Source organism: Pseudomonas sp. 1912-s, from assembly GCF_029269205.1.
Classification (GTDB): Bacteria; Pseudomonadota; Gammaproteobacteria; order Pseudomonadales; family Pseudomonadaceae; genus Aquipseudomonas.
Genome location: NZ_JARIXR010000050.1, coordinates 1 through 21,606, shown reverse-complemented (window position 1 = coordinate 21,606; position 21,606 = coordinate 1). Strand labels below are relative to the sequence as shown.

Below are 21,606 nucleotides of genomic sequence, written 5' to 3'. Positions count from 1 at the left end.
CAACACTCATCCCACATCGGAACCGCTGCATGAACTTCTGGAAAACCGAACGCGGCGCCCTGCTGCTGCTCCTGGGCGTGTCCGCCGTGATTCTGCTGCTGGGCCTGGGCGCCCGCGACCTGTGGGGCCCGGAAACCCGCTGGGCAAATATCACCCTGCAAATGCTGCAAAGCGGCGACTACTTCGACCCGTACCTCAAGGGCACGCCGTATTACGACAAACCCCTGCCGTCGTACTGGCTGATCACCGGCCTGGCCAACCTGATGGGCGGCCTGGGGCCGTGGTCGCTGCGCCTGTCATCGGTGATCGCCGCGTGGCTGAGCATCTGGCTGGTCTACCTGATCGGCGAGCGCCTGTTCCGCAAGGGCACCGGCCTGATTGCCGGCTGGATGCTCGCGACCACCTTCTACTTCATCTTCTGGGCCCGGGTGGCCACGGCAGACGTGCTGACCGTGTGCGGCGTGCTGGCGGCCGTCTGGTGGTACTGGCGCGGCCCGGACGACACGCGGCTGGGGCGCTACACGGTGTTCTTCCTGTTGCTGGCGGTGACGTCGCTGTTCAAGGGCTTGATCGGCTTCGTGCTGCCGGGCCTGGTACTGCTGCCGCACCTGCTCAGCGAACAGCGCTACAAGCGCCACCTCAACCTGCGCCTGGTGCTGGCGGTGATCATCGCCGGGGCGTTCTACGCGATCCCGTTTGTGCTGTCCCATCTCTACGGCGCGCCCACCTACGGTGAAAGCGGCCTGGAACTGGTATTCCGGGAAAACGTGGTGCGCTTCTTCGACCCGTTCGACCACATGGGGCCGATCTACACCTACCTGATCTACCTGCCGGCCTACACCCTGCCCTGGGCCCCGTGCTGGATCCTCGGCCTGTGGCTCGCCGTACGGCACTGGCGCGACACCCCGCCCCATACGCGCTGGCTGGTGTGGGGCCTGGGCCTGCTGTTTGTGTTCTTCACCGCCAGTGGCAGCCGGCGCAGTTACTACGTGCTGCCGCTGGTACCGTTCGCGCAATTACTGGCGGCCTGGTGGGTCAGTGAGCGTATCGCCCGCAAAGGCACGGTCGGGCGCGGCTGGTACCGTGGGTTCGGCATTGCCGCCGGGGTGATGCTGATGGTGCTCGGGTTGGTGTATCCGTGGACCAATGGCAACGGCGGCGTGACCCGTTTTGCCGACGACGTGCAGGCCGAGGCGGTGAAAAGCGCGCCGTGGAATGAGTGGCAGATGGTGATGGTGGAAGTCGACAACAAGGTGCCGATGTACCTGCAAAACCACGGTGCGCCGTTCTACTACGTGGCTGAAACCCAGGACTTCCCGCGCGAGGGTGACAGTGCAGCGTTCATGGCGTGGCTGGACAAAACCAGCGGCCGGCACTTCGACCCGCAGCGCACGATTATTGTCGCGCAGTACACCAAGGACGCGCCGGCGCCGCTGGCCTACCTGGGCAGCGATCATCAGGTGATCAGTACCCAGCCGGACAATGGCGAGCGGTTGTTTCATAAGCGCGACGGTGGCAGCGTGGCGTTTATTCCGACAGCGCCGTGATCGGGGGTTTGGCGTTTAATCGGTGAAACGCGGCCAATACGTCGTCGGGTTTTTCCAGCATGAGTTGGTGGCCGCAGTCGGGCAGCAAATGGAACGTGGCATGGGGTAGATGCCGGGCCAATGCTTCACCGCCGCTGGCCGGGGTCAGGCCGTCACTGTCACCGGCCTGTACGCTCACCGGCAAAGTCAGGGTAAGCAGTGCGTTGGCGTCTGGCCATTGGGCGTTTTTCATCAGGGCCTTGAACATGTAGAGCGGGTTGCGCTGGGTGAGCTTTTCTTCGTAGGCGACCAGGGCGGGGTCGGCGGTGGCGTTCCATGCGGCCTGGCGGAAACCTTTGGCCAGCAGTGGGCGCAGCCATTCCAGGATCCAGGCGGGCAGGCGCATCAGGCCGCCGCTTCTGCCGGGGCGGTTCAGTTGGGTGCCCAGCAATAATGCGGATTCGATGGGGATCGCGGGTTTCGCCAGCAAGGTGCTGAGGGTCAGGCCGGTGCCGAAGGAATGGGCGATGATCAGGTTGCGGGAGCCGGCGTAGCGTTTGAGGATTTCCAGGTAGTCGGCGACCAGCTCGGGCCAGGCGTAGGCCTCGGGGTTGCGGGGTTTTGCGCTGGTGCCGTGGCCTAGCAGGTCCCAGGCGACCAGGCTGTAGCCCTCTGTTTTCAGGGCTTGCCATTGATGGCGCCATTGGTCCTTGTTGCCGCCGGCGCCGTGGCAGAAGAACACCACCGTGTCGGGTTGGGTGGTGCCTACGTGATGGGTGAGACTCAGGTGGCGGTTGGGGCGGATTTCCAGTTGTTGGCCACGGATCAGTGGCAGGTCATCGAACGTGGTGGTCATGGGGTTTATGATTCCTCGGTGGCTTGGATTGGGGGCATATCCGTTTCTTCGGTTATGGCCGCTATGGGTTCCGCTCTTACAGCGGCTCACTTTTGAACAGCGCAAAAGTAAGCAAAACGCTCTTGCCCCACCACTCGGCACCTCGCCTAGGCTCGGTGTGCCCTCACTCCGGCAGCACGAAGCGGGCCGCCGCGACGGGGCGTCCCTGCCCCGTCGCGGCTAAACCGGCGTCCTGCCGGTTTACCCGCTCCGTACTACCTGCGTTCGGCCAGCGTGGTTTAACGGGGCGCCTAAGATCAAGATCAAAAGCAGATCAACAGCACAGCGGCCTACAGGCCGGCTTGAGTGGTGTGAAGCAAAGGCAAAATCAAAATCAAAATCTAAAGCAGGCCCGCTCCCCTGTAGGAGCTGGCTTGCCGGCGATGCAGACAACTCGGTACATCAGACACACCGAGGTGATGCCATCGCCGGCAAGCCGGCTCCTACAGAAAAGCAGCTCTGCTTTCGCTCTGGCTTTTGCTCTGGCTTCTACCACTCAAGCCGGCCTGTAGGCCGCTGTGCTCTTGCTTTTGATCTTGATCTGGCCCTGACTGCCCCAATAAGCCCGAGGCCGAACGCAGGGATTGAGGAGCGGGTAAACCGGCAGGACGCCGGTTTAGCCGCGACGGGGCAGGGACGCCGCGTCGCGGCGGCCCGCGGAGCAATGCCGGAGTGAGGGAACACCGAGCCTTAGCGAGGTGCCGACAGGCGGGGCAGAGCCCTTTGCTTACTTTGGGGCTTTTCCAAAGTGAGTCGCTGTAAGAGCGAAACCCTAAGTAGCCGTTACCTAAATAACGGATATGTACCCCAAAAGCGTCCACGGATCAGATCGCCTCAGCCATCAACAACTCCCGCGTATACGGATGCCGCGCATCCGCAAACAGCGCCCCCGTCTCCCCCTGCTCCACCACCCTCCCCCGGTGCATCACCGCAATCCGGTCACACAACCGCGCAGCCACCCGCAAATCATGGGTAATAAACACAATGCTCAACTTCAACCGCCGCTGCAGCGACTCCAGCAACTCCAGAATCTGCACCTGAACCAGCGCATCCAGCGCCGACACACACTCGTCAGCAATCAACACCTTGGGCTCCACCGCCAACGCCCGGGCAATCCCGATCCGCTGGCGCTGCCCCCCCGAAAACTCATGGGGAAACCGCTCAAACGCCGCTGCCGGCAACCCCACTAATTCCAGTAACTCACGCGCCCGCCGTTCAGCATCAACCCGGGAAACCCCTTGCACCAAAGGCCCGGTCATAACGATCTGCCCCACCGTCTGCCGCGGATTGAGCGACGCAAACGGGTCCTGGAAAATCATCTGCACCTCACGGCGCAATGGCCGCAGCCGCCCTTCAGACAGCCCCGCCACCTCGCGCCCCAACCACTCGATCCGCCCGCTGTCGGCGCGCAACAAACGCACCAGGCACCGGCCCAGGGTCGACTTGCCCGAGCCCGACTCCCCCACAATCCCCAACGTCTCGCCTTCACGCAATTGCAGCTGAACCGCGTCCAGCGCCTGGGTGGTACGCCGCCCCCACCAGCCACTGCGACTGCTGAAGACCTTGCCCAATGCCTCGGCCTTCAGCACCACCGGACCGGCGACCGGCACACGCGGCACCAGCGGTTGCGCCGACACCGCCGCCAACAATTGCCGGGTGTAGTTTTCCCGGGGCACACGCAATACCGCCGGCGCCGTGCCCTGCTCCACCACCCGGCCTTTTTCCAGTACCAGCACCCGGTCGGCAATCGCTTCGACCACGGCAAAGTCGTGGGTGATAAACAACAGCGCCATGCCCTTGTCCTGCTGGATCTTGCGCAGCAGGTCGAGGATTTGCGCCTGAGTGGTCACGTCCAGCGCCGAGGTGGGCTCATCGGCAATCAACAATGCCGGATCAAACGCCAGCGCCATGGCGATCACCACCCGCTGACGCTGCCCGCCGGACAGTTCAAACGGATACGCCAGGCGCAGCCGCTCAGGGTCGGGCAAGCCGACATAACCGAGCAAATCCACCACCCGCTGACGCCGCACGCGTGCCGCTGCCACGCCATGGGCGCGCAGGGTTTCATCGATCTGTTCGCCCACCCGCAACAGTGGGTTGAGGGCGCTCATGGGCTCCTGGAACACCATGCTGATATCCCGACCGCGCAGTTGACGCATGGCCTCTTCACTGCGTTCAGCCAGGTCTTGATCCCGGAACACCAGGCGTCCGCTTTCCACCGTCAGCGGGTCCGGCAACTGGCGCAACAACGCCTTGGCCAGCATCGACTTGCCCGAGCCGGATTCACCCACCACACACAGGCATTCACCACGGTCCAATTGCAGCGACAGGTCGTACAGCGCATGGCTGCGGTCTGCACCGGCCGGCAAGGCGATACGCAGATGCTCAACACTCAATAACGTCATAGCGACCTCCCTGGCTCAAAGGCCACACGCAAGCCTTCACCCACCCGATTGACCGCCAGCACACACAGCACAATCGCCAGCCCCGGCAGGAAACTCATCCACCAGGCATCCCGCAGCAAGCCACGGGAGGCATTGATCATGTAACCCCAGCTCATGGCTTCCGGGTCGCTCAAGCCGAGAAACGCCAGGGCCGCTTCGGTGAGGATCGCCGTGGCCATGACAAACGTCATGGTCACCAACAACGGTGCCAGGGCGTTGGGCAAAATCTGCTGGGCGACGATCCCCAGCGGTGACTGGCCCAGCACCCGCGCGGCCTGCACGAATTCGCGCTGGCGCAGGGTCAGGAACTCACTGCGGACCAAACGCGCCACTGCGGGCCAGGCCACCAGGGCGATTGCCAGCACAATGGAGAACAAGGACGGCTCAAGAATCGCCACCAGGATCACCGCCAGTACCAGTTGCGGAATGATCTGGAAGAACTCGGCAACGCGCATCAGCACGCCGTCGACCCAACCACCAAAATAACCGGCAACGGCGCCCACCAGCAGGCCGACCACCAGGGTAGCCAGGCTGGCCAGGGCACCCACCGCCAGGGACACTCGCGCGCCGTACAGCAGGCCACTGGCGAGGTCGCGACCGAGCAGGTCACTGCCCAGCCAATGGGCAGCGTCGTGGAATGGCGTGAGCATCGGCTGGCTGTTCATCTCCCACGGCGAGCTGCTGGTAAGCCAGGGTGCAGCGATCGCCAACACCGTCAACAACAGCAAAAACAGCGCGCCAATCAGCGCTGACGGCTGGCGTACAAAACGTCGAAGAACCAGCATCAGCCTTGCACTCCTGCACCGATACGCGGGTCGAGAAAACGACAGATCACATCGGTCAACACGTTAAAACCCACCACCAGGATCGAGATCACCAGAAAACCGCCCATCAATACGCCGTAGTCACGCTGGGCCAATGAGTCATACATCAAGCGGCCAATCCCCGGCCAGGAATACACCACCTCCACCAGCAACGCGCCGCTGGCCAGTTGGCCCAATTGCAAACCGGCAAAAGTCACCACCGGCAACAGCGCATTGCGCAATACGTGCACGTAGAGAATCCGCCGTGGATGCAGGCCCTTGGCATGGGCGGTGCGCACGTATTCCTGGCCGAGCGCGTCGAGCACGGCGGCGCGGGTCAGGTGGATGTACAAGGCGAGAAACAGCACGCTCAACGACACGCACGGCAGCAGCAGGTGCTTGAGCCGGTCCACCAGGGAGAAATCCTGCGCCACCGTTTCCATGCCGAACGCCGGTAGCCAATCCAGGCTGACGGAAAACAGCAGGATCAACAGCATCGCCAGCCAAAATGGCGGCATCGCATACAACAGCAACGCGCCGTGGGAGATCACACCGTCCAGCCAATGACGCTTCTGCCGGGCCCGCGCGGCCAAGGTGCCGAGGGTGACGCCGAGCACCGACGACAGCAAGAATGCCGACCCCATCAGGGCCAAGGTCGCCGGCAAACGCTCGGCAATCAGCGACCACACCGAGGTCTGGTTGCGATAGGAATAGCCCAGGTCCAGATGGGCGATGTTGCCCAGGTAGATCAGCAACTGCTGGAGCAACGGCTTGTCCAGGCCCATGGTCTGGCGCAGGTGTTCGATGAACTGCACATCGTCCACTCCCGCCTCGCCGGCCAACAGCAGCGCCGGGTCACCCGGCGCCAGGCGGATCAGCAGAAAGCCCAGCACCAGCACCGCCACAATCATCAACAGTGCCTTGAGCAGGCGGCCGCTGACATACAGCAGCCCGTTCATGGCGCAGGCGCGTCGAGGTAGACGCTTTCGTAGTCTTCGTTAAGGCTGGTGGCGGTCTGCAGCAGGTTCTTCACCTCTTTGTGGAACAGGGTCGGGTAGCGCATTTCGAAGATCGGCGCGATCGGCAGGTCGGTGTTCAGCACGTTCTCCAGCTGGCTATAGAGCTGGGTGCGCTCCGGGCCTTCCGGGGTGTTGGCCACCTTGGTCCACAGCGCATCGGCCTCGGGGCTGTTGTAGCCGCTGACGTTGGCAAACGGCGAAGTCTTGAGGATGTAGTCGGAGCGGTACAGGTAGGCGTTGGTCAGGTACGGGTCGCCGATCTGGAAGATGAAGTTGTAGGTCAGGTCAAAATCCCAGTCGCTGACGCGCTGGAACCAGGTGGCCGCGTCGGACGTCACCACCTGCACCTTGAAGCCCAGGGGTTGCAGGGCTTGCTTGGTGTACTCGGCCAGGCGCTCCCAGGCGCCGCCCTTCTCGCCGTTGAGCAGGCGAATCCGCACCGCGCCCACGTCCACACCGGACTCGGCAATCAGCGCCTTGGCCTTTTTCACGTCATAGGTGTACTGCGGCAATTGCGGGTCGTGGTACGGCGAAGTGGACACGAACTGGCCGGGGGCAACCTTGCCCGAGCCGAAGAAGATGTTGTCGACGATGAACTGGCGGTTCAGTGCGTACAGAATCGCCTGGCGCACCTTGGGGTTGTTCAGCGGCGGCTTGCGCGTGTTGATCTGCAGGAAGGCCAGGCCGGAGTACAGCTCCCAGCCTTTTTCCGAGGACTGCACGTCCGGCAAGGCGGTCAGGCGCTTGAGGTCGGAATAATCGGCATCACCGCTGCGCAGCACTTGCACGTCGTTGCGCTCGAAGGCGGCCGCGCGGGACGAGCCGTCCGGGATCACGTGGAAGATGATGCCGTCCAGGTGGGGCAGGCCCTTTTTCCAGTAGTCGGGGTTCTTGGCCAGCTTGATATAGGCGCCGCGCTTCCATTCCACAAACACGAACGGGCCAGTGCCGACGGGCTTGAGGTTGTAGGGGTTGTTGCGAAAGTCGGTGTTCTCGTAGAGGTGCTTGGGCACCACAGGCCGCAGCCCGCTGCCCAGGGCCGAGAGCAGCGGCGCAAAGGGTTTCTTGAGCTGGAAGACCACTTGCAGCGGGCCCTTGGCGGTGATGCTGTCGACGTACTCGGTGAAGACGCCGCCCAGGCGCTTGTCCACTTCGGGGTAGAAGGTCTGGAAGCTGAACACCACGTCATCGGCGGTGAAGGCATGGCCGTCATGCCAGCGCACGTTGTCCTGCAAATCGAAGGTGTAGGTCAGGCCATCGGGGGAAACAGTCCAGGCCTTGGCCAATACCGGCTTGGGCTTAAGGTCAGTGTCAAAAGTCAGCAGGCCCTGGAGGATCTTGCCGCTGACGTACTGGGTGGACACGTGGCTGACCACACCGTGCATCAGCGACGGCGGTTCGGGTTGGGCCACCAGGTTCAGCACGCCGCCGTCATGGGGTTGCGCCTGAGCGGTGCCGGCCAGCAGCACGGCGCCAAGTCCCAGGTATGAGAGGACGCGGCGAAAAGATAAAGGGCGCATGGAGACTCCTTGACTAAGGTTTTGTCAGGGATTTAGCAAGGGCTGTGCCATGGCACGACGGGCCGCGTTTGCGGGCGTCATGGGCCATGGCAGTGATGAAAAAACCACAGTGGCAGGGGCGAGTGTGGAAAAAGCAACAGCGGCTTGTGGCCCATTTGCAGCAAACACGAGGCTATGCCGGCTGGCACAAGGTTTGCCCTTGTTACGGCATCTGAACCACTGAGTTTGAAGCGCATGTCACTGGATTACCTGGGCAACCCCATCGACACCCTCAACCCCGCCACCCGCCAGGGCCTGGATGATTTCATCGGCGGCTTCCTCGGCTATCAGCCCCGCGCCGAGGGCATTCTGGCAGCGGCCGATGCCGACCCTGATTCAGCCCTGGCCAACGGGTTTGCCGGATTGCTGCTGATGTTTATCGAGTCGCCCGAAGGCCCTGCGCTGGCCGAGAAATACCGCCAGCGGGCGGCGGCGGTGAATGCTCGGCATCCCCGGGCGCAGCTGTATCTGAAGCTGTTGCAGGCCTGGATCAACGATGAGTTGGACGAGGTGCTACGCCTCAGTGAACACCTGCTGGACCGTTACCCCCGGGACCTGTTTGCCGCCAAGCTCAACCAGTACCTGGAATTCAACCGGGGCAATTGGCCGGCGCTGCTGCGGATCGGGTTGAAGGCCACGGCGGGTGCGCCGGACATCGCCCACAGTCACGGGTTGCTGGCGTTTGCTTATGAGCAGTGTCATTTGCTGGAAGAAGCCGAAGCCAGCGCACGGGAGGCCTTGCGTTTGCAGGCGTCCGAGCCGTGGGCTCATCACGCGCTGGCCCATGTGATGCTGACCCAGGGGCGCATCGAGGAAGGCATCGGGTTTCTGGAGGAGGTGAAACACCACTGGGACGGGTTGAACTCGTTTATGTACACCCACAATTGGTGGCACCTGGCGTTGTTTTATCTGGCGCGTGGCAAGGATCAGCGGGTGCTGGAGATTTATGACCAGCATGTGTGGGGGATCTTGCCGGAGTACTCCCAGGACCAGGTGGGCGCGGTGTCGTTGCTGGCGCGGCTGGAGTTGGCCGGGATTGATGTAGGTGAGCGCTGGCAGGCGTTGGCGCCTTACCTGCAGCGCCGGGTCGGGGATGCGGTGCAGCCGTTTTTGAGTGTGCAATATCTGTATGGGCTGGCCCGGGCCGGCAAGCCAGAGGCGGATCAGTTGTTGGCAGCGTTGCGGCGGCACAGCCTTGATGGGCGGCCGGTGTGGGGGGAAGTGACGTTGCCGCTGGCTGAGGGGTTGTTGGCCCATGCGCGGGGGGATGCTCAGCGGGCGCTGGAGCAGTTGGGGATTGCGCTGCCGCGCTTGAACGAGATTGGCGGGAGTCATGCCCAGCGGGATTTGTTTGCGCAGGTGGAGCTGGATGCGCGGTTGCGGGTTGGGGATTGGCTCGGGGCGCAGCAGACGCTGGAATTGCGCCGGCGGTATGACGGGCTGGATGTGCCGACGAATCGGGCTTTGGTGGGGGTATATGAGGCTTTGGGGTTGCCTGAGCAGGCGCTGCGGGCGCGGGCGCGGATTGGGGGGATATCCGTTATTTAGGTAACGGCTGCTTATGGTTCCGCTCTTACAGCGGCTCACTTTTGAACAGCGCAAAAGTAAGCAAAACGCTCTTGCCCCACCACTCGGCACCTCGCTAATGCTCGGTGTGCCCTCACTCCGGTACTACTCCGCGGGCCGCCGCGACGGGGCGTCCCTGCCCCGTCGCGGCTAAACCGGCGTCCTGCCGGTTTACCCGCTCCGCACCACCTGCGTTCGGCCAGCGTGGTTTAACGGGGCGCCTAAGATCAAGATCAAAAGCAGATCAACAGCACAGCGGCCTACAGGCCGCTGTGCTCTTGCTTTTGATCTTGATCTGGCTCTGACTGCCCCAATAAGCCCGAGGCCGAACGCAGGTGGTGCGGAGCGGGTAAACCGGCAGGACGCCGGTTTAGCCGCGCTGGGCCAAGGATGGCCCATCGCGGCGGCCCGCGGAGCAGCGCCGGAGTGAGGGAACACCGAGCCTTAGCGAGGTGCCGACAGGCGGGGCAGAGCGTTTTGGTTACTTTGCCGCTTTTGCAAAGTGACTCGCTGTAAGAGCGAAACCCTAAGCGGCCATAACAAAAACAACGGATATACACCCCAACCTAAGCCCGCGCAGCAAACACCCCCCGGGCAATCGACCGAGCCACGCAGTCAGCCGCCGCCGACCCAATCCGCCCAATCTCCACCTGCCGCCGCGGCCCATCCGTCAACTCCACCGCCCCGGAGGCCAACGCAAACACCGTATCCCCATCAAACGGCAAATGCGCCGGCCGCACCGCCCGGGCAATCCCGTCCTGAGCCATGATCGCCACCCGCTTGCACTCCGCCACCGTCAACCGCGCCGTACTCGCCACCACCACCAACGTCGTGTTGGCCCCCGCTTGCAAACGCCCCATGGAATCCAGCCGCGACAACTCCGGCATCGGGTCACTGCAGTCCATCGGTGTCACCGGCCGCGCCCCGCCAAACTCCCCCGCCACCTCCCACGGCCAGGCCCAGAACGTCTCGCCATCGGGCATGTACACCGATCCAATCGGGTTTGCCACCACCAAGGCGGCAACCACCAGGCCATCCCCCAACTCCAGGGACGCCGTACCCAGCCCACCTTTCAACACCCCGGCCATGGCCCCACGCCCGGCCCCGACCGAGCCCAGTTCAAAGTCCGGCCCGGCATTGGCCAACGCTTCAAACCCCAACCGCCGATACGGCGGCTCCAGGCCCCAATCCTTGTTGCCACCGTTGGCCAGGTCATGCAACACCGCCGCCGGCACGATAGGAATCGCCGGTGCACCCGGCTTCAAATGCAACCCCACCTGGTCCTGGGACAGTTTCGCCGCCACCGCGTCGGCGGCCCCCAGGCCAAACACCGAGCCACCGGCAAACACCAGGGCGTGAAGCTGGCCGACCATGTTCTCGGGCTCCAGCGCCGCCGTTTCGCGACCGCCAGGGCCGCCACCGCGAATGTCGATACTGGCAGTCCAGAAACCATCCGGGCGGATCACCGTGACGCCGGTGTCGGCGTGCAGGTCTGTGGCGTGGCCAACCTCCAGGCCGGGAATATCAGTGAGGGCGTTGCGCGGGCCGGGTCTAGGCATACAGAAAAGCTTCCTTGGGTTTAGGTATGGCGTGGGGAGAGCAAGGGGTGTGCCAAGGAGGCGTTTCCCCGCCCCAGCGTACGCGGGCAGCTTCGCAGAAAAATCCCCTGCACAAAAACCAACACCCTGCCCTCCCGCCTGTTAGAAAAACACCACCCGCCGCCCCATCCCGCCAACAACCCCTTGTAATCCAAGACTTTTCAGCGATGGCACAGCCTTTGCTCTCCTGCCTCCACCAGAGCTTGAACTCAACAAGCCGCCCTCGAACAAGGCTCGTCGCCTAACCACACTGGAGTGTTGCACATCATGAATCCATCACGCGTCGCAGGCCGCCGCCAACCCGGCAAGGCCTTCGCCCATACCCTGTTGTTCCTCGCCGTGTGCGAGGCCGCCAGCTACAGCAGCCTGACCCTCGCCGCCGATGCCCCGGCCAGCGATAACCCGCTGGACACCGTCGTGGTGATCGGCAACCGTGGCCAGGCGCGCACCCTGGCCGAGAGCCCGGCGCCGGTGGATGTGATTTCCTCCAAGCAGTTGCTCGCCACCGGCCAGGGCGACCTGACCCGCGCCCTGAGCAAGGTGCTGCCGTCGCTCAACCAGCCGGCCTCGTCGGGCTTCGGTTCGACCTCGATCGTGCGCCCCATCAGCCTGCGCGGCCTGAACGGTGACCAGGTGCTGGTGTTGGTCAACGGCAAGCGCCGCCACAACAGCGCGCTGTTGAACAACGCCACCTCCCTCAACTCCGGCTCACAACCGGTGGACCTGGACATGATCCCCACCGCCCTGGTGGATCACATCGAAGTCCTGCGTGACGGGGCCTCGGCGCAATATGGCTCGGACGCCATCGGCGGCGTGATCAACATCGTGCTCAAGCAGACCGACCATGGCGGCAGCTTGTCCACCACCTACGGCCAGAACTATGAAAACGGCGACGGCGAAACCGTGCGCCAGACCGGCAACGTCGGCCTGGCCCTGCCCAACGACGGTTTCATCAACCTCGCCCTGGACGTGAAAAAACAGAACGTTTCGGACCGTTCCGACGCAGCGCCCTACACCGACAGTGCCGGCAACACCAGCCAACGCCACACCTACTACGGCACCGGCCTGCCCGAGGCGAAGAACTTCAGCCTGGGCTACAACGCCGAACTGCCGGTCGCTGACGCGCTGACCCTGTACTCGTTCTCGACCTACACCCACCGCAACTCGGAAAAGCCCCTGGCCTTCCACCAGCCGGGCAGTTTCAACGGCATCCAGACGCCGTACCCGGAAGGTATCGAAGACAACCTGCGCTTCATCGAAGACGACTTCCAGGTGGCGTTCGGCGGCAAGGGCCAGGCGGCTGGCTGGGACTACGACCTGTCGAGCACCTATGGCCAGGACCATGCCCGGGCCACTCTCACCGACACCTATAACCTGAGCTACGGCCCGACCTCGCCGACCTCGGTAGACACCGGCGTGAAAACCTTCAGCCAGTGGACCAACAACCTCGACCTGACCCGCGCCTTCGACCTCGGCCTGTACAAGCCGACGCAGATTTCCTGGGGCCTGGAACAGCGCTACGAAGACTACAAGATCGGCAAGGGTGACCTCGCCTCCTACGCCAGCGGGCCGTTCGACACCGGCGCCAACGGCGCGATTATTCCACCCGGGACCATTTCCGGTGCGGGCACCACCCCGGCCGACGCGGCCGAAAAAAGCCGCATCAGCCTCGCGGGCTACGGCGAAGTCGGCCAGGACTTCACGGACAAATGGCACGTGGACCTGGCCGGACGCTACGAGCACTACAACGATGGCTCGGGCACCACCACCAACGGCAAGATCTCCACCCGCTACCAGCTGACGCCGATCCTGGCCGTGCGCGGTACCTTCAGTACCGGGTTCCGTGCGCCGTCCCTGGCCCAGCAGATCTACAGCTCCACCTCGCAAACCAGCGTCAACGGCCAACTGTTCGACTACCGCAACGTGGCGGTGAATTCCGACGTGGCCAAGGCGTTGGGTGCGACCACCCTCAAGCCGGAAAAGTCGACCAACTACAGTGTCGGGCTGACCCTGCAACCCACCGATAACACCAACATCACCCTGGATGCCTACCAGATCGTGATCAAGGACCGCATCGCCCAGACCGGCTACCTCGGCGGCACCCCGCAGATCAGCGCGATCCTCGCGGCCGCCGGCCTCAACCCGAACCAGGCAGTCACCTACTTCACCAACGCCCTCGACACCACCACCCGTGGCGTCGACCTGGTGGGCGACTACCGCCAGGACATCGGTGCCTATGGCAGCCTGAAATACAGCGCCGGGTTCAACTGGAACACCACCCAGATCGACTCGATCCACGCCTCCGCCGTGGCCGCCCAGGCCCTCGGCCCGGACGGTGGCTATGACCGTCAGCGCCAAGGCAACCTCAAGTACGGCCTGCCGCAATCCAAACTGCTGCTGGGCACCACCTGGACCTACGACAAAGTTGAAACCAGCCTCAACCTGACCCGCTACGGCTCGTACACCGAGTACGGCACCGCCGAGATTTACGACCGCAACTTCGCACCGACCTGGATCACCGACCTGAACATCGACTACCACCTGACCAAGGCGGTGACCCTGAATGCCGGCGCCAACAACCTGTTCAACAAGTACCCGAAACGCACCGACCTGGTGAGCAGCTCCGGCGGCTTCCCGTACGGCACCTTTTCGCCTTACGGCACCACCGGTGGCTACTGGTACACCGGCGTGACGTACGCCTTCTGACCCAGCCCGCGGGGCCGGTTCGCCGGTCCCGCGCCTGACCTTTTCCGGGAGCCTGTCCATGACCCGACGTACCGATCAACTCAAGCTGGGGGCCTTCCTGGCCAACAGCGGCCACCACGTATCGGCCTGGCGCCACCCGCTGGCACAAGCGGATGCCAGCCTGGATTTCGAGCTGTTCAAGCACATCGCGCAAACCGCCGAACGCGGCAAATTCGACGCCTTGTTCGTCGCAGACGTGGTCGCACTGTGGGGCCATCATCACGATGCACTCAGCCGAACGGCGCGGGCCGAACACTTCGAACCCCTCACACTGATGGCCGCTCTCGCCGCCGTCACCACCCACATCGGCCTGATCGCCACCGCCACCACCAGCTACAACGAGCCGTACCATATCGCCCGCAAATTCGCCTCCCTCGACCACCTGTCCAAGGGCCGCGCCGCCTGGAACCTGGTGACCTCAGTGGTCTCGGATGAAGCCTGGAACTTCGGCCGCGAAACCCATATCGACCACGGCGACCGCTACCAGCGCGCCGAGGAATTCCACGATGTGGTCAAGGGCCTGTGGGACAGCTGGGACGACGACGCCTTCACCCGCGACAAGGCCAGCGGCGAGTACTTCGACCCGGCCAAGCTGCACACCCTGAACCATCGCGGCGAACACTTTTCCGTGCGCGGCCCGCTCAATGTCGCCCGTCCGCCACAGGGCCACCCGGTGCTGGTACAAGCGGGTGCGTCGGAGCCGGGCAAGGCCCTCGCCGCCCGCGTCGCCGAGCTGATTTTTGCGGTCAACCATGACCTGGCCGGCGCCCAGGCGTTCTATCAAGACATCAAGCAACGCGCCGCCGCCTTTGGCCGTGACCCCGACCACGTCAAGATCCTGCCCGGTATCACCCCGTTTATCGGCGAAACCCGCGAACAGGCCCAGGCGCTGTTCGAAGAATTCCAGGCCCTGGTCGACCCGGTGCTGGGCCTGCGTTTCCTGGCCGATACCCTGGGCGATGACATCGACCTGTCGGGCTACGACCTCGACGGCCCGCTGCCGGAAACCCCGGTAGGCCAGCGCGGCAGCCGTCGGGACAAATTGCTGGAACTGGCCCGCAGCCAGAACCTGAGCATCCGCCAGCTGTACCTGCACCTGACCGCCGGCAACCCGGTGATCGGCACCGCCGAAGACATCGCCGACTTCTTCGAGCAATGGTTCGAAGCCCGTGCCTGTGACGGCTTTAACGTGTTCTTCCCGTACTTCCCGGGCGGCATCGACCTGTTCGTCGAGCAAGTGATTCCACTGCTGCAACAACGCGGGCTGTTCCGCACCGAATACGAAGGCACCACCCTGCGGGAAAACCTCGGCCTGCCGCGCCCGGCCAACCGCTTTACCCAAGGAGTCAAACCATGAAGCACAGCGCATGGATGCTGGCGCTCGGCAGCCTGGTCGCCTCGAAGGCCTTCGCCCTGAACATCTTGCTGAGCAACGACGACGGCTATCAGCACCCCAACATTCGCGCCCTGTACACCGAGCTCAAGGCCCAGGGGCATACGGTGCGGATTGCCGCGCCGCAAGCCGACCAGAGCGCCCGGGGCGGCGCGTTTTTCTTTGGCCGCGAAGTCAGTGTTGGCCATGACGACGACCCGGCCTACCCCGACAGTTACTACATCAGCACCACCGAAAGCGGCGTGTGCCAAAGCCCCGAGTGCGCCGGTAAAAACGTGCAGATCGAGATCAGCGGCACGCCGGTGATGGCCTTGCTGATGGGCCTGAAAAAAGTCATGCCCCATCCCGACCTGGTGATCGTCGGCCCCAACCCCGGGAATAACCTGGGGGCGATCAACAGCGCCTCCGGCACGTTCAACGTCGCGAGTGTCGCGGTGCAGGCGGGCATTCCGGCGCTGGCGGTCAGCACCGATTTGAAAGAGGCCGACCCACAGCGCGCGGCGCTGCTGGTGGCGAAGCTGGTCAACGCCCTGGACCAGCATCGCCAACCCGACGGCGCGCTCTTGCCCAAGGGCCTGGGCCTGAACATCAACCTGCCAAAAGACCCGCAGATCAAGGGCGTGAAACTCACCCGCATCGGCAGCTACGTGGGCTTTGAAGCGGTGTACACCGACGACCTCAAGCAATTCAAGCTGCCGGGCAAACCCGGCATTGGCTTCCAGTACAGCCCCGCCGCCACCGCCGAGCAACAGAAGCAGGATGAAGCGGTATGGCTGAACAAGGGTTACCTGACCATCAGCCCCTTCAGCGGCCTGCCGGAGTCGATCAATGCCGGGCCCGCGCTGCAAAAACAACTGGCCCGCGAGGTGCAGCCATGAGTTCCCGTTTTTCCCTGGGGTTTCTCAGCCGGGTCTACAGCCCGGGCTTCGATCCCAAGGTCTACCGCGACACGCTGGAATTGTTCAAGGTCGCTGAAGAACTGGGCTTCGACAGTGGCTGGGTGGCGCAGCACCACTTCGCCAGCGAGAACGGTCGCCTGCCCTCGCCCCTGGTTCTGCTTGCCGCCATCGCCCAACGCACCCGACGGATCAGCCTGGGCACCGGGATTATCGTGCTGCCCCAGGAATCGCCGCTGCGCCTGGCGGAAGACGCCTCGGTGCTGGACTTGTTGAGCAATGGCCGGCTGGAACTGGGCCTGGGCGCGGGCTTCGATCCCGAGACCTTTACGGCGTTCGGCCGCGAGCCGCAAGCGCGCCATCGCGACTATGAGCAGCACCTGCAACAGTTGCTCCACGCTCTGGGCAACGCGCCACTGACCGACAGCGGCTCGCGCTTGCTGCCACGGACTGCCGGCCTCGGGCACCGCCTCTGGGAAGCCACGTCACGGGTGGAACTGGTGGCCGAGCGTGGCCACGGCCTGATCATGGCGCCCAACCCGCACCTGCCGCCCGAAGCCTCGGTGGAGCTGGTCAACCGCTATCGCAACGCCTGGACCGGCGACAACGGCACTGCGCCCCGCGTCGCCCGGGTCCAGGCGCTGATCCCGAACCCGGACGCCGCCACACGCCAGGACATCCAGGCCTACGTACAGCGCCAGCAAAGCATCGGCGTGTACAAGGCGCCGGTCGACGATGACTTCGACGCCACCCTCAAGCGCCTCGGGATCCTGCACGGCCCCGTCGAACAGATTATCGAGCAGTTGCAGCAAGGCCCGACCCTGACCGCCAACGACCATCTGGTGCTGCAAGTGCAAACCGCCAGCACCCCGCTGCGTGATGCGATTCGTGCGTTGGAAATCATCCGCGAACAGATCGCCCCGGCCCTGGGCTGGCAACCCATCCTGCCTCAAGGAACCCTGTCATGAGCTTCAAACTGGGCTTTCTCAGCCACGCCTTTGGCGATGATCCACAGCAGGTCTATCGCGACCTGATCGAACAATTCGAAGTCGCCGAAGCCCTGGGTTTTGACGGTGGCTGGATTGCCCAGCACCACCTGAGCAACGGCTTTGGCCGGCTGCCGTCGCCGCTGGTATTGCTGGCAGCGGTGGCCGAGCGCACCCGGCATATCGAGCTGGGCACCGGGGTGATCGTGCTGCCCTTCGAAGACCCCATCCGCCTGGCGGAAGACGCCAGTGTGCTCGACGCACTGAGCGGCGGCCGAGTGCAATTGGGCCTGGGCAGCGGCGGCGCCAACCTCGACAACTTCAGCGCCTTTGGCCGTGACGCCCTGCAACGCCAGGTCGACTTCAGCGACCACCAGCAGCAGGTCCAGCAGCTACTCGACGGCGAGCCGCTGACGCCCCACATCCCCTTGACCCTGCAACCGCCAGCGACCGGCTTGAGCAGCCGCTTATGGCACTCCCATGGCAGTCTCGAAGGCGCAGCCTACACCGCGAGCCAAGGCAACGGCCTGCTGCTGGGCACCGCCACCCACGACCCGCTGACGGTGCAGAAACCCTTGGCCGATGCCTACCTGAACGCCTGGACCCGCACCGACCGGCCACCGCGTATCGGCGTGGTGCGCGCAATTTTCCCGGCACCCGACCGTGCCAGCGCCCAAGCTGAACTGGCAGTGGATATCGAGCGGCACATCCCGCGCCTGCAACGGGAAGGCTTGATTGACCAAGCCGTGGACCTGCAGGAACACCTGCGCCTGATGAACGTGCACCACGGCCATCCCGACGAAGTGATCGAAAGCCTGCAACGGGACCCGTCGCTGCTGCCCTATGCTGACTACGTGATCGCCGTGGTCCAGGCCGAAAGCTCGACCCAGGCGCAGATCCTCAAGCGCCTGGAAATCATCGCCCGGGACATCGCCCCGGCACTCGGATGGCGAGGACGAGAGTAGGATGATCAAGTCCTTCGAAATGGAGCCCGTACATGCCCCTTGAATTCAGTTGGTTGATGCCCCTCTGCACCCCCGACTGGGCGGCGCGGCCGGGGCAATGGATCCAGCTGGCCCAGGCGGTGGAGTACGCCGGTATCGACGGCCTGTGGATCCCCGGCGGCGCCCTGTGCGCCGACAGCCTCGGTGTGGCGGCGGCACTGTGCGCCCATACCCGGCGGGTACAGTTGTCGGTCAGCGTGCCGCCGGAAGTCATGCTGCCGGCCGCCCTGGCCACCACCCTGCAAAGCCTGCAATCCATCAGCAGCCACCGGGTGCGCCTGCACTTGCCCGACGGCGAACAAGGCAGCCTGCGCAGCGCTTTTGGCGAATGGCTGAACCGCGACCAGCGCAGCGAGCGCATCGGCGAATACCTGGAAATCCTCCAGCAACTGCTGGCCCCGAATGACGGCGGCCTGGATTATCAAGGCCGCTACTTCCAACTGGAAAACGCCGGCGTCGCCCGCCGTGAACTGCCCGCCCCGCCACTGGTGCTGGACGACAGCCAAAGCCACGCGCTGGTGGCCGGGCACGCCCAAGTCTGCCTGTTACGGCCCGAGCATCCGCAGTGGCTGGCCCAGGAAATACAGCGCTGGCGCCAGCTTCAACCGAGCCTGGCCTTTGCCTGTACCTTTGGCCTGATCATCGGCGACAGCGAAGACCTGGCATGGGAAACCGCCGCCGCGCTGCTGCCAACCCAGGACCTGCCCAAACACAGCATCGCCACCGTGCCCCGGGACCGTCACCCGTTGCGCCAGTGGGAGATCCACCCGAACCTGCTGCAACTGCACCCCGGCCAGCCATTGATCCTGGTGGGCACGCCCCGTCAAATCGCCACGCGCCTGCAGGAACTGCACGGCCTGGGCCTGGGCCACATCATCCTGCAAGGCGGCCCGGCGGTCAGCGAAGTGTTGCGTTTCGGGGAACAGATCCTGCCGTTGCTTTTTCAACACGGTTTGCGCAAGGAGCGCCTGCACCATGAACACTGAGGTTCGCCCACCGATCCAGCTCGACTGGTTCCTGCCCACCAACGGCGACGGTCGCCACCTCACCAGCAGTGGCCTGCCCAAGGTCGGGCTGTTCCAGCAAGGCGAACGCGCGCCGACCCTCGACTACCTGCGCCAGATCGTACGGGCCACCGAACAGGCCGGGTTCGACGGGATCATGGTGCCCACCGCCAGTGGCTTCGAAGACCCGTGGCTGATCACCGCCGTGCTGGCCCAGGAAGTGCGGCGGCTGAAATTCCTCCTGACCTTGCGGCCCGGCATGGAACTGCCCGCCTACACGGCTCACCGTGCGGCGACCTTGCAATTGCTCAGCGAGAACCGGCTGGCGCTGCATGTGGTGACCGGGTCCAGCCGCTTTGAGCAGCGTTCGCTGGGGGATTTTCTTGAGCATGATGAGCGTTATGCGCGGACTGCCGAATTCTTGCAGGTGTTCCAGGCGGTGTGGGCTGGCAAGCAGCCGGCGCATCCGGGGCGGTATTACCGCAGCGGCATCAACACGCCGGTGGCACCGGGGGCCGAGGTGCCGGCGATCTATTTTGGCGGGGCCTCCGAGGCGGCCGAGCAGGTGGGAGCGGCCCATGGGCAGACGTACCTGATGTGGTGTGAGCCGCCGGCGATGATTGCCGAGCGGGTGGTGCGGATGCGGGAACTGGCGGCGTTGCAGGGGCGCACGTTGCGCTTTGGGTTGCGCTTGCACATCTTTGCTGATCGCACCGACGAGGCGGCCTGGGCGCATGTGGAGCGGCTGTTGGAGGAGATTCCCAAGGACGCCATTGACCAGGCGCAACGGCAAATGGCCAAGTACGAATCGGTGGGGCAGAGTCGCCAGACCGAGTTGATGAAAGGCCGTGGGCGTGGGGCGCGGGAGTTGGAGGTTTCGGCCAACCTCTGGGCCGGGGTGGGCCTGGTACGTGGGGGGGCTGGTACCGCGCTGGTGGGGAGTTATGAGCGGGTGGCGGAGCGGATCGAGGAGTATCACCAGCTGGGGGTGGACAGCTTTATTTTGTCCGGGTTTCCGCATTTGGAAGAGTCGATACACGTGGGGGCCGAGGTGTTGCCCCTGTTGCGCAGGATAGGTACTTCGGCGCGGGGTGTTGAGGTGGGCCGGGGGTGAGTACATATCCGTTTCTTCGGTAACGGCTGCTATGGGTTCCGCTCTTACAGCGGCTCACTTTTGAAAAGCGCAAAAGTAAGCAAAACGCTCTTGCCCCACCACTCGGCACCTCGCTAATGCTCGGTGTGCCCTCTCTCCGGTACTACTCCGCGGGCCGCCGCGACGGGGCGTCCCTGCCCCGTCGCGGCTAAACCGGCGTCCTGCCGGTTTACCCGCTCCGTACTACCTGCGTTCGGCCAGCGTGGTTTAACGGGGCGCCTAAGATCAAGATCAAAAGCAGATCAAGAACACAGCGGCCTACAGGCCGGCTTGAGTGGTGTGAAGCAAAGGCAAAATCAAAATCTAAAGCGAGCACGGTCAAATGTGGGAGCTGGCTTGCCTGCGATGGCATCGCCTCAGTGCATCTGAAAAACCGAGGTGTCTGCATCGCAGGCAAGCCAGCTCCCACAGAAAAGTAGAGCTGCATCAGTTTCAGATTTGGCTTTGGCTTTGGCTTTTGATCTGGCTTCTACCACTCAAGCCGGCCTGTAGGCCGCTGTGCTCTTGCTTTTGATCTTGATCTGGCTCTGACTGCCCCAATAAGCCCGAGGCCGAACGCAGGTGGTGCGGAGCGGGTAAACCGGCAGGACGCCGGTTTAGCCGCGCTGGGCCAAGGATGGCCCATCGCGGCGGCCCGCGGAGCATCGCCGGAGTGAGCAACCGTGTCGAAATTCAAGCCATTTCAGCGAAATGCTTTTGATCGCGCACCATCGCATTCAGGATCGTCAGCAACTTTCTCATGCATGCCACCAGCGCTACTTTCTTCGTCTTCCCTGCAGCAAGCAGATGGTTGTAAACCTCTCGATCACCGGGTTATGGCTCTTCGAGGATAAGACAGCCATGTAAAGGACACTTCGCACCTCAGCTCGACCACCCCATATCCGTCTACGTCCTTTGTAGAGGCCGCTATCGCAGTTAAAAGGGGCCACGCCAACCAATGCAGCCACTTGTTTGCGATTAACCTTGCCCAGCTCCGGAACCATTGCCAGCAGCGAAAGTGCGAGGAAAGTGCGAG

At 63.8% G+C, this 21,606-nt stretch carries 15 protein-coding genes and 1 pseudogene; 9 read left to right on the top strand and 7 right to left on the bottom strand.

The window, feature by feature from the left end:
• Window positions 1–29 precede the first annotated feature (29 nt).
• Window positions 30–1,547, top strand: coding sequence for a glycosyltransferase family 39 protein (locus P3C29_RS31130; RefSeq protein ID WP_275966301.1), 1,518 nt, complete (start codon window positions 30–32; stop codon window positions 1,545–1,547).
• Here the strand turns inward: P3C29_RS31130 and P3C29_RS31125 are convergent.
• From P3C29_RS31125 to P3C29_RS31105, 5 genes are all read right to left on the bottom strand, one after another.
• Complete coding sequence (locus P3C29_RS31125; protein WP_275966300.1) at window positions 1,528–2,382, bottom strand: alpha/beta hydrolase; 855 nt, start codon at window positions 2,380–2,382, stop codon at window positions 1,528–1,530. The genes P3C29_RS31130 and P3C29_RS31125 overlap by 20 nt on opposite strands.
• Window positions 2,383–3,245: 863 nt before the next feature.
• Window positions 3,246–4,826, bottom strand: a complete 1,581-nt coding sequence (locus tag P3C29_RS31120; RefSeq protein WP_275966299.1) for an ABC transporter ATP-binding protein — start codon at window positions 4,824–4,826, stop codon at window positions 3,246–3,248.
• Entirely contained in the window at window positions 4,823–5,650 is an 828-nt protein-coding gene (locus P3C29_RS31115; protein ID WP_275966298.1) for an ABC transporter permease, read from the bottom strand. Before P3C29_RS31115 ends, P3C29_RS31120 begins: the two co-directional genes overlap by 4 nt.
• Entirely contained in the window at window positions 5,650–6,627 is a 978-nt protein-coding gene (locus P3C29_RS31110; RefSeq protein WP_169387776.1) for an ABC transporter permease, read from the bottom strand. Before P3C29_RS31110 ends, P3C29_RS31115 begins: the two co-directional genes overlap by 1 nt.
• Window positions 6,624–8,207 (bottom strand): ABC transporter substrate-binding protein, encoded by a 1,584-nt coding sequence (locus tag P3C29_RS31105; protein ID WP_010175207.1) that lies wholly within the window; start codon window positions 8,205–8,207, stop codon window positions 6,624–6,626. The genes P3C29_RS31110 and P3C29_RS31105 overlap by 4 nt, the downstream gene beginning before the upstream one ends.
• Before the next feature lie 234 nt (window positions 8,208–8,441).
• Between P3C29_RS31105 and P3C29_RS31100 the strand changes: the two genes are divergently transcribed.
• Window positions 8,442–9,794, top strand: a complete 1,353-nt coding sequence (locus P3C29_RS31100; RefSeq protein WP_275966297.1) for a tetratricopeptide repeat protein — start codon at window positions 8,442–8,444, stop codon at window positions 9,792–9,794.
• Between the two features lie 584 nt (window positions 9,795–10,378).
• Here the strand turns inward: P3C29_RS31100 and P3C29_RS31095 are convergent.
• Entirely contained in the window at window positions 10,379–11,371 is a 993-nt protein-coding gene (locus tag P3C29_RS31095; protein WP_275966296.1) for a P1 family peptidase, read from the bottom strand.
• A gap of 306 nt (window positions 11,372–11,677) precedes the next feature.
• On the opposite strand from P3C29_RS31095, the gene P3C29_RS31090 reads away from it, so the two are divergent.
• The 7 genes from P3C29_RS31090 to P3C29_RS31060 are packed head-to-tail and all read left to right on the top strand — an operon-like array spanning window position 11,678 to window position 20,552.
• The gene (locus P3C29_RS31090; protein ID WP_010175210.1) at window positions 11,678–14,116 is read left to right on the top strand and encodes a TonB-dependent receptor; all 2,439 of its coding nucleotides are present in this window, start codon (window positions 11,678–11,680) and stop codon (window positions 14,114–14,116) included.
• A 58-nt stretch (window positions 14,117–14,174) separates the two neighbouring features.
• Window positions 14,175–15,512, top strand: coding sequence for an LLM class flavin-dependent oxidoreductase (locus P3C29_RS31085; protein WP_275966295.1), 1,338 nt, complete (start codon window positions 14,175–14,177; stop codon window positions 15,510–15,512).
• Window positions 15,509–16,426 (top strand): 5'/3'-nucleotidase SurE, encoded by a 918-nt coding sequence (locus P3C29_RS31080; protein WP_275966294.1) that lies wholly within the window; start codon window positions 15,509–15,511, stop codon window positions 16,424–16,426. Before P3C29_RS31085 ends, P3C29_RS31080 begins: the two co-directional genes overlap by 4 nt.
• Window positions 16,423–17,412, top strand: a complete 990-nt coding sequence (locus P3C29_RS31075; RefSeq protein ID WP_275966293.1) for an LLM class flavin-dependent oxidoreductase — start codon at window positions 16,423–16,425, stop codon at window positions 17,410–17,412. The genes P3C29_RS31080 and P3C29_RS31075 overlap by 4 nt, the downstream gene beginning before the upstream one ends.
• A complete protein-coding gene (locus P3C29_RS31070) occupies window positions 17,409–18,395 on the top strand; it encodes an LLM class flavin-dependent oxidoreductase (RefSeq protein WP_275966292.1) in 987 nt (328 codons plus the stop codon). Before P3C29_RS31075 ends, P3C29_RS31070 begins: the two co-directional genes overlap by 4 nt.
• 32 nt (window positions 18,396–18,427) lie before the next feature.
• Window positions 18,428–19,420: an LLM class flavin-dependent oxidoreductase gene (locus P3C29_RS31065; RefSeq protein ID WP_275966291.1), complete on the top strand. Its 993-nt coding sequence runs from the start codon at window positions 18,428–18,430 to the stop codon at window positions 19,418–19,420.
• A complete protein-coding gene (locus P3C29_RS31060) occupies window positions 19,410–20,552 on the top strand; it encodes an LLM class flavin-dependent oxidoreductase (protein WP_275966290.1) in 1,143 nt (380 codons plus the stop codon). Before P3C29_RS31065 ends, P3C29_RS31060 begins: the two co-directional genes overlap by 11 nt.
• Before the next feature lie 711 nt (window positions 20,553–21,263).
• Here P3C29_RS31060 and P3C29_RS31055 read toward each other — a convergent pair.
• Window positions 21,264–21,606 (bottom strand): annotated as a pseudogene (locus P3C29_RS31055) (transposase); the annotation flags it as partial.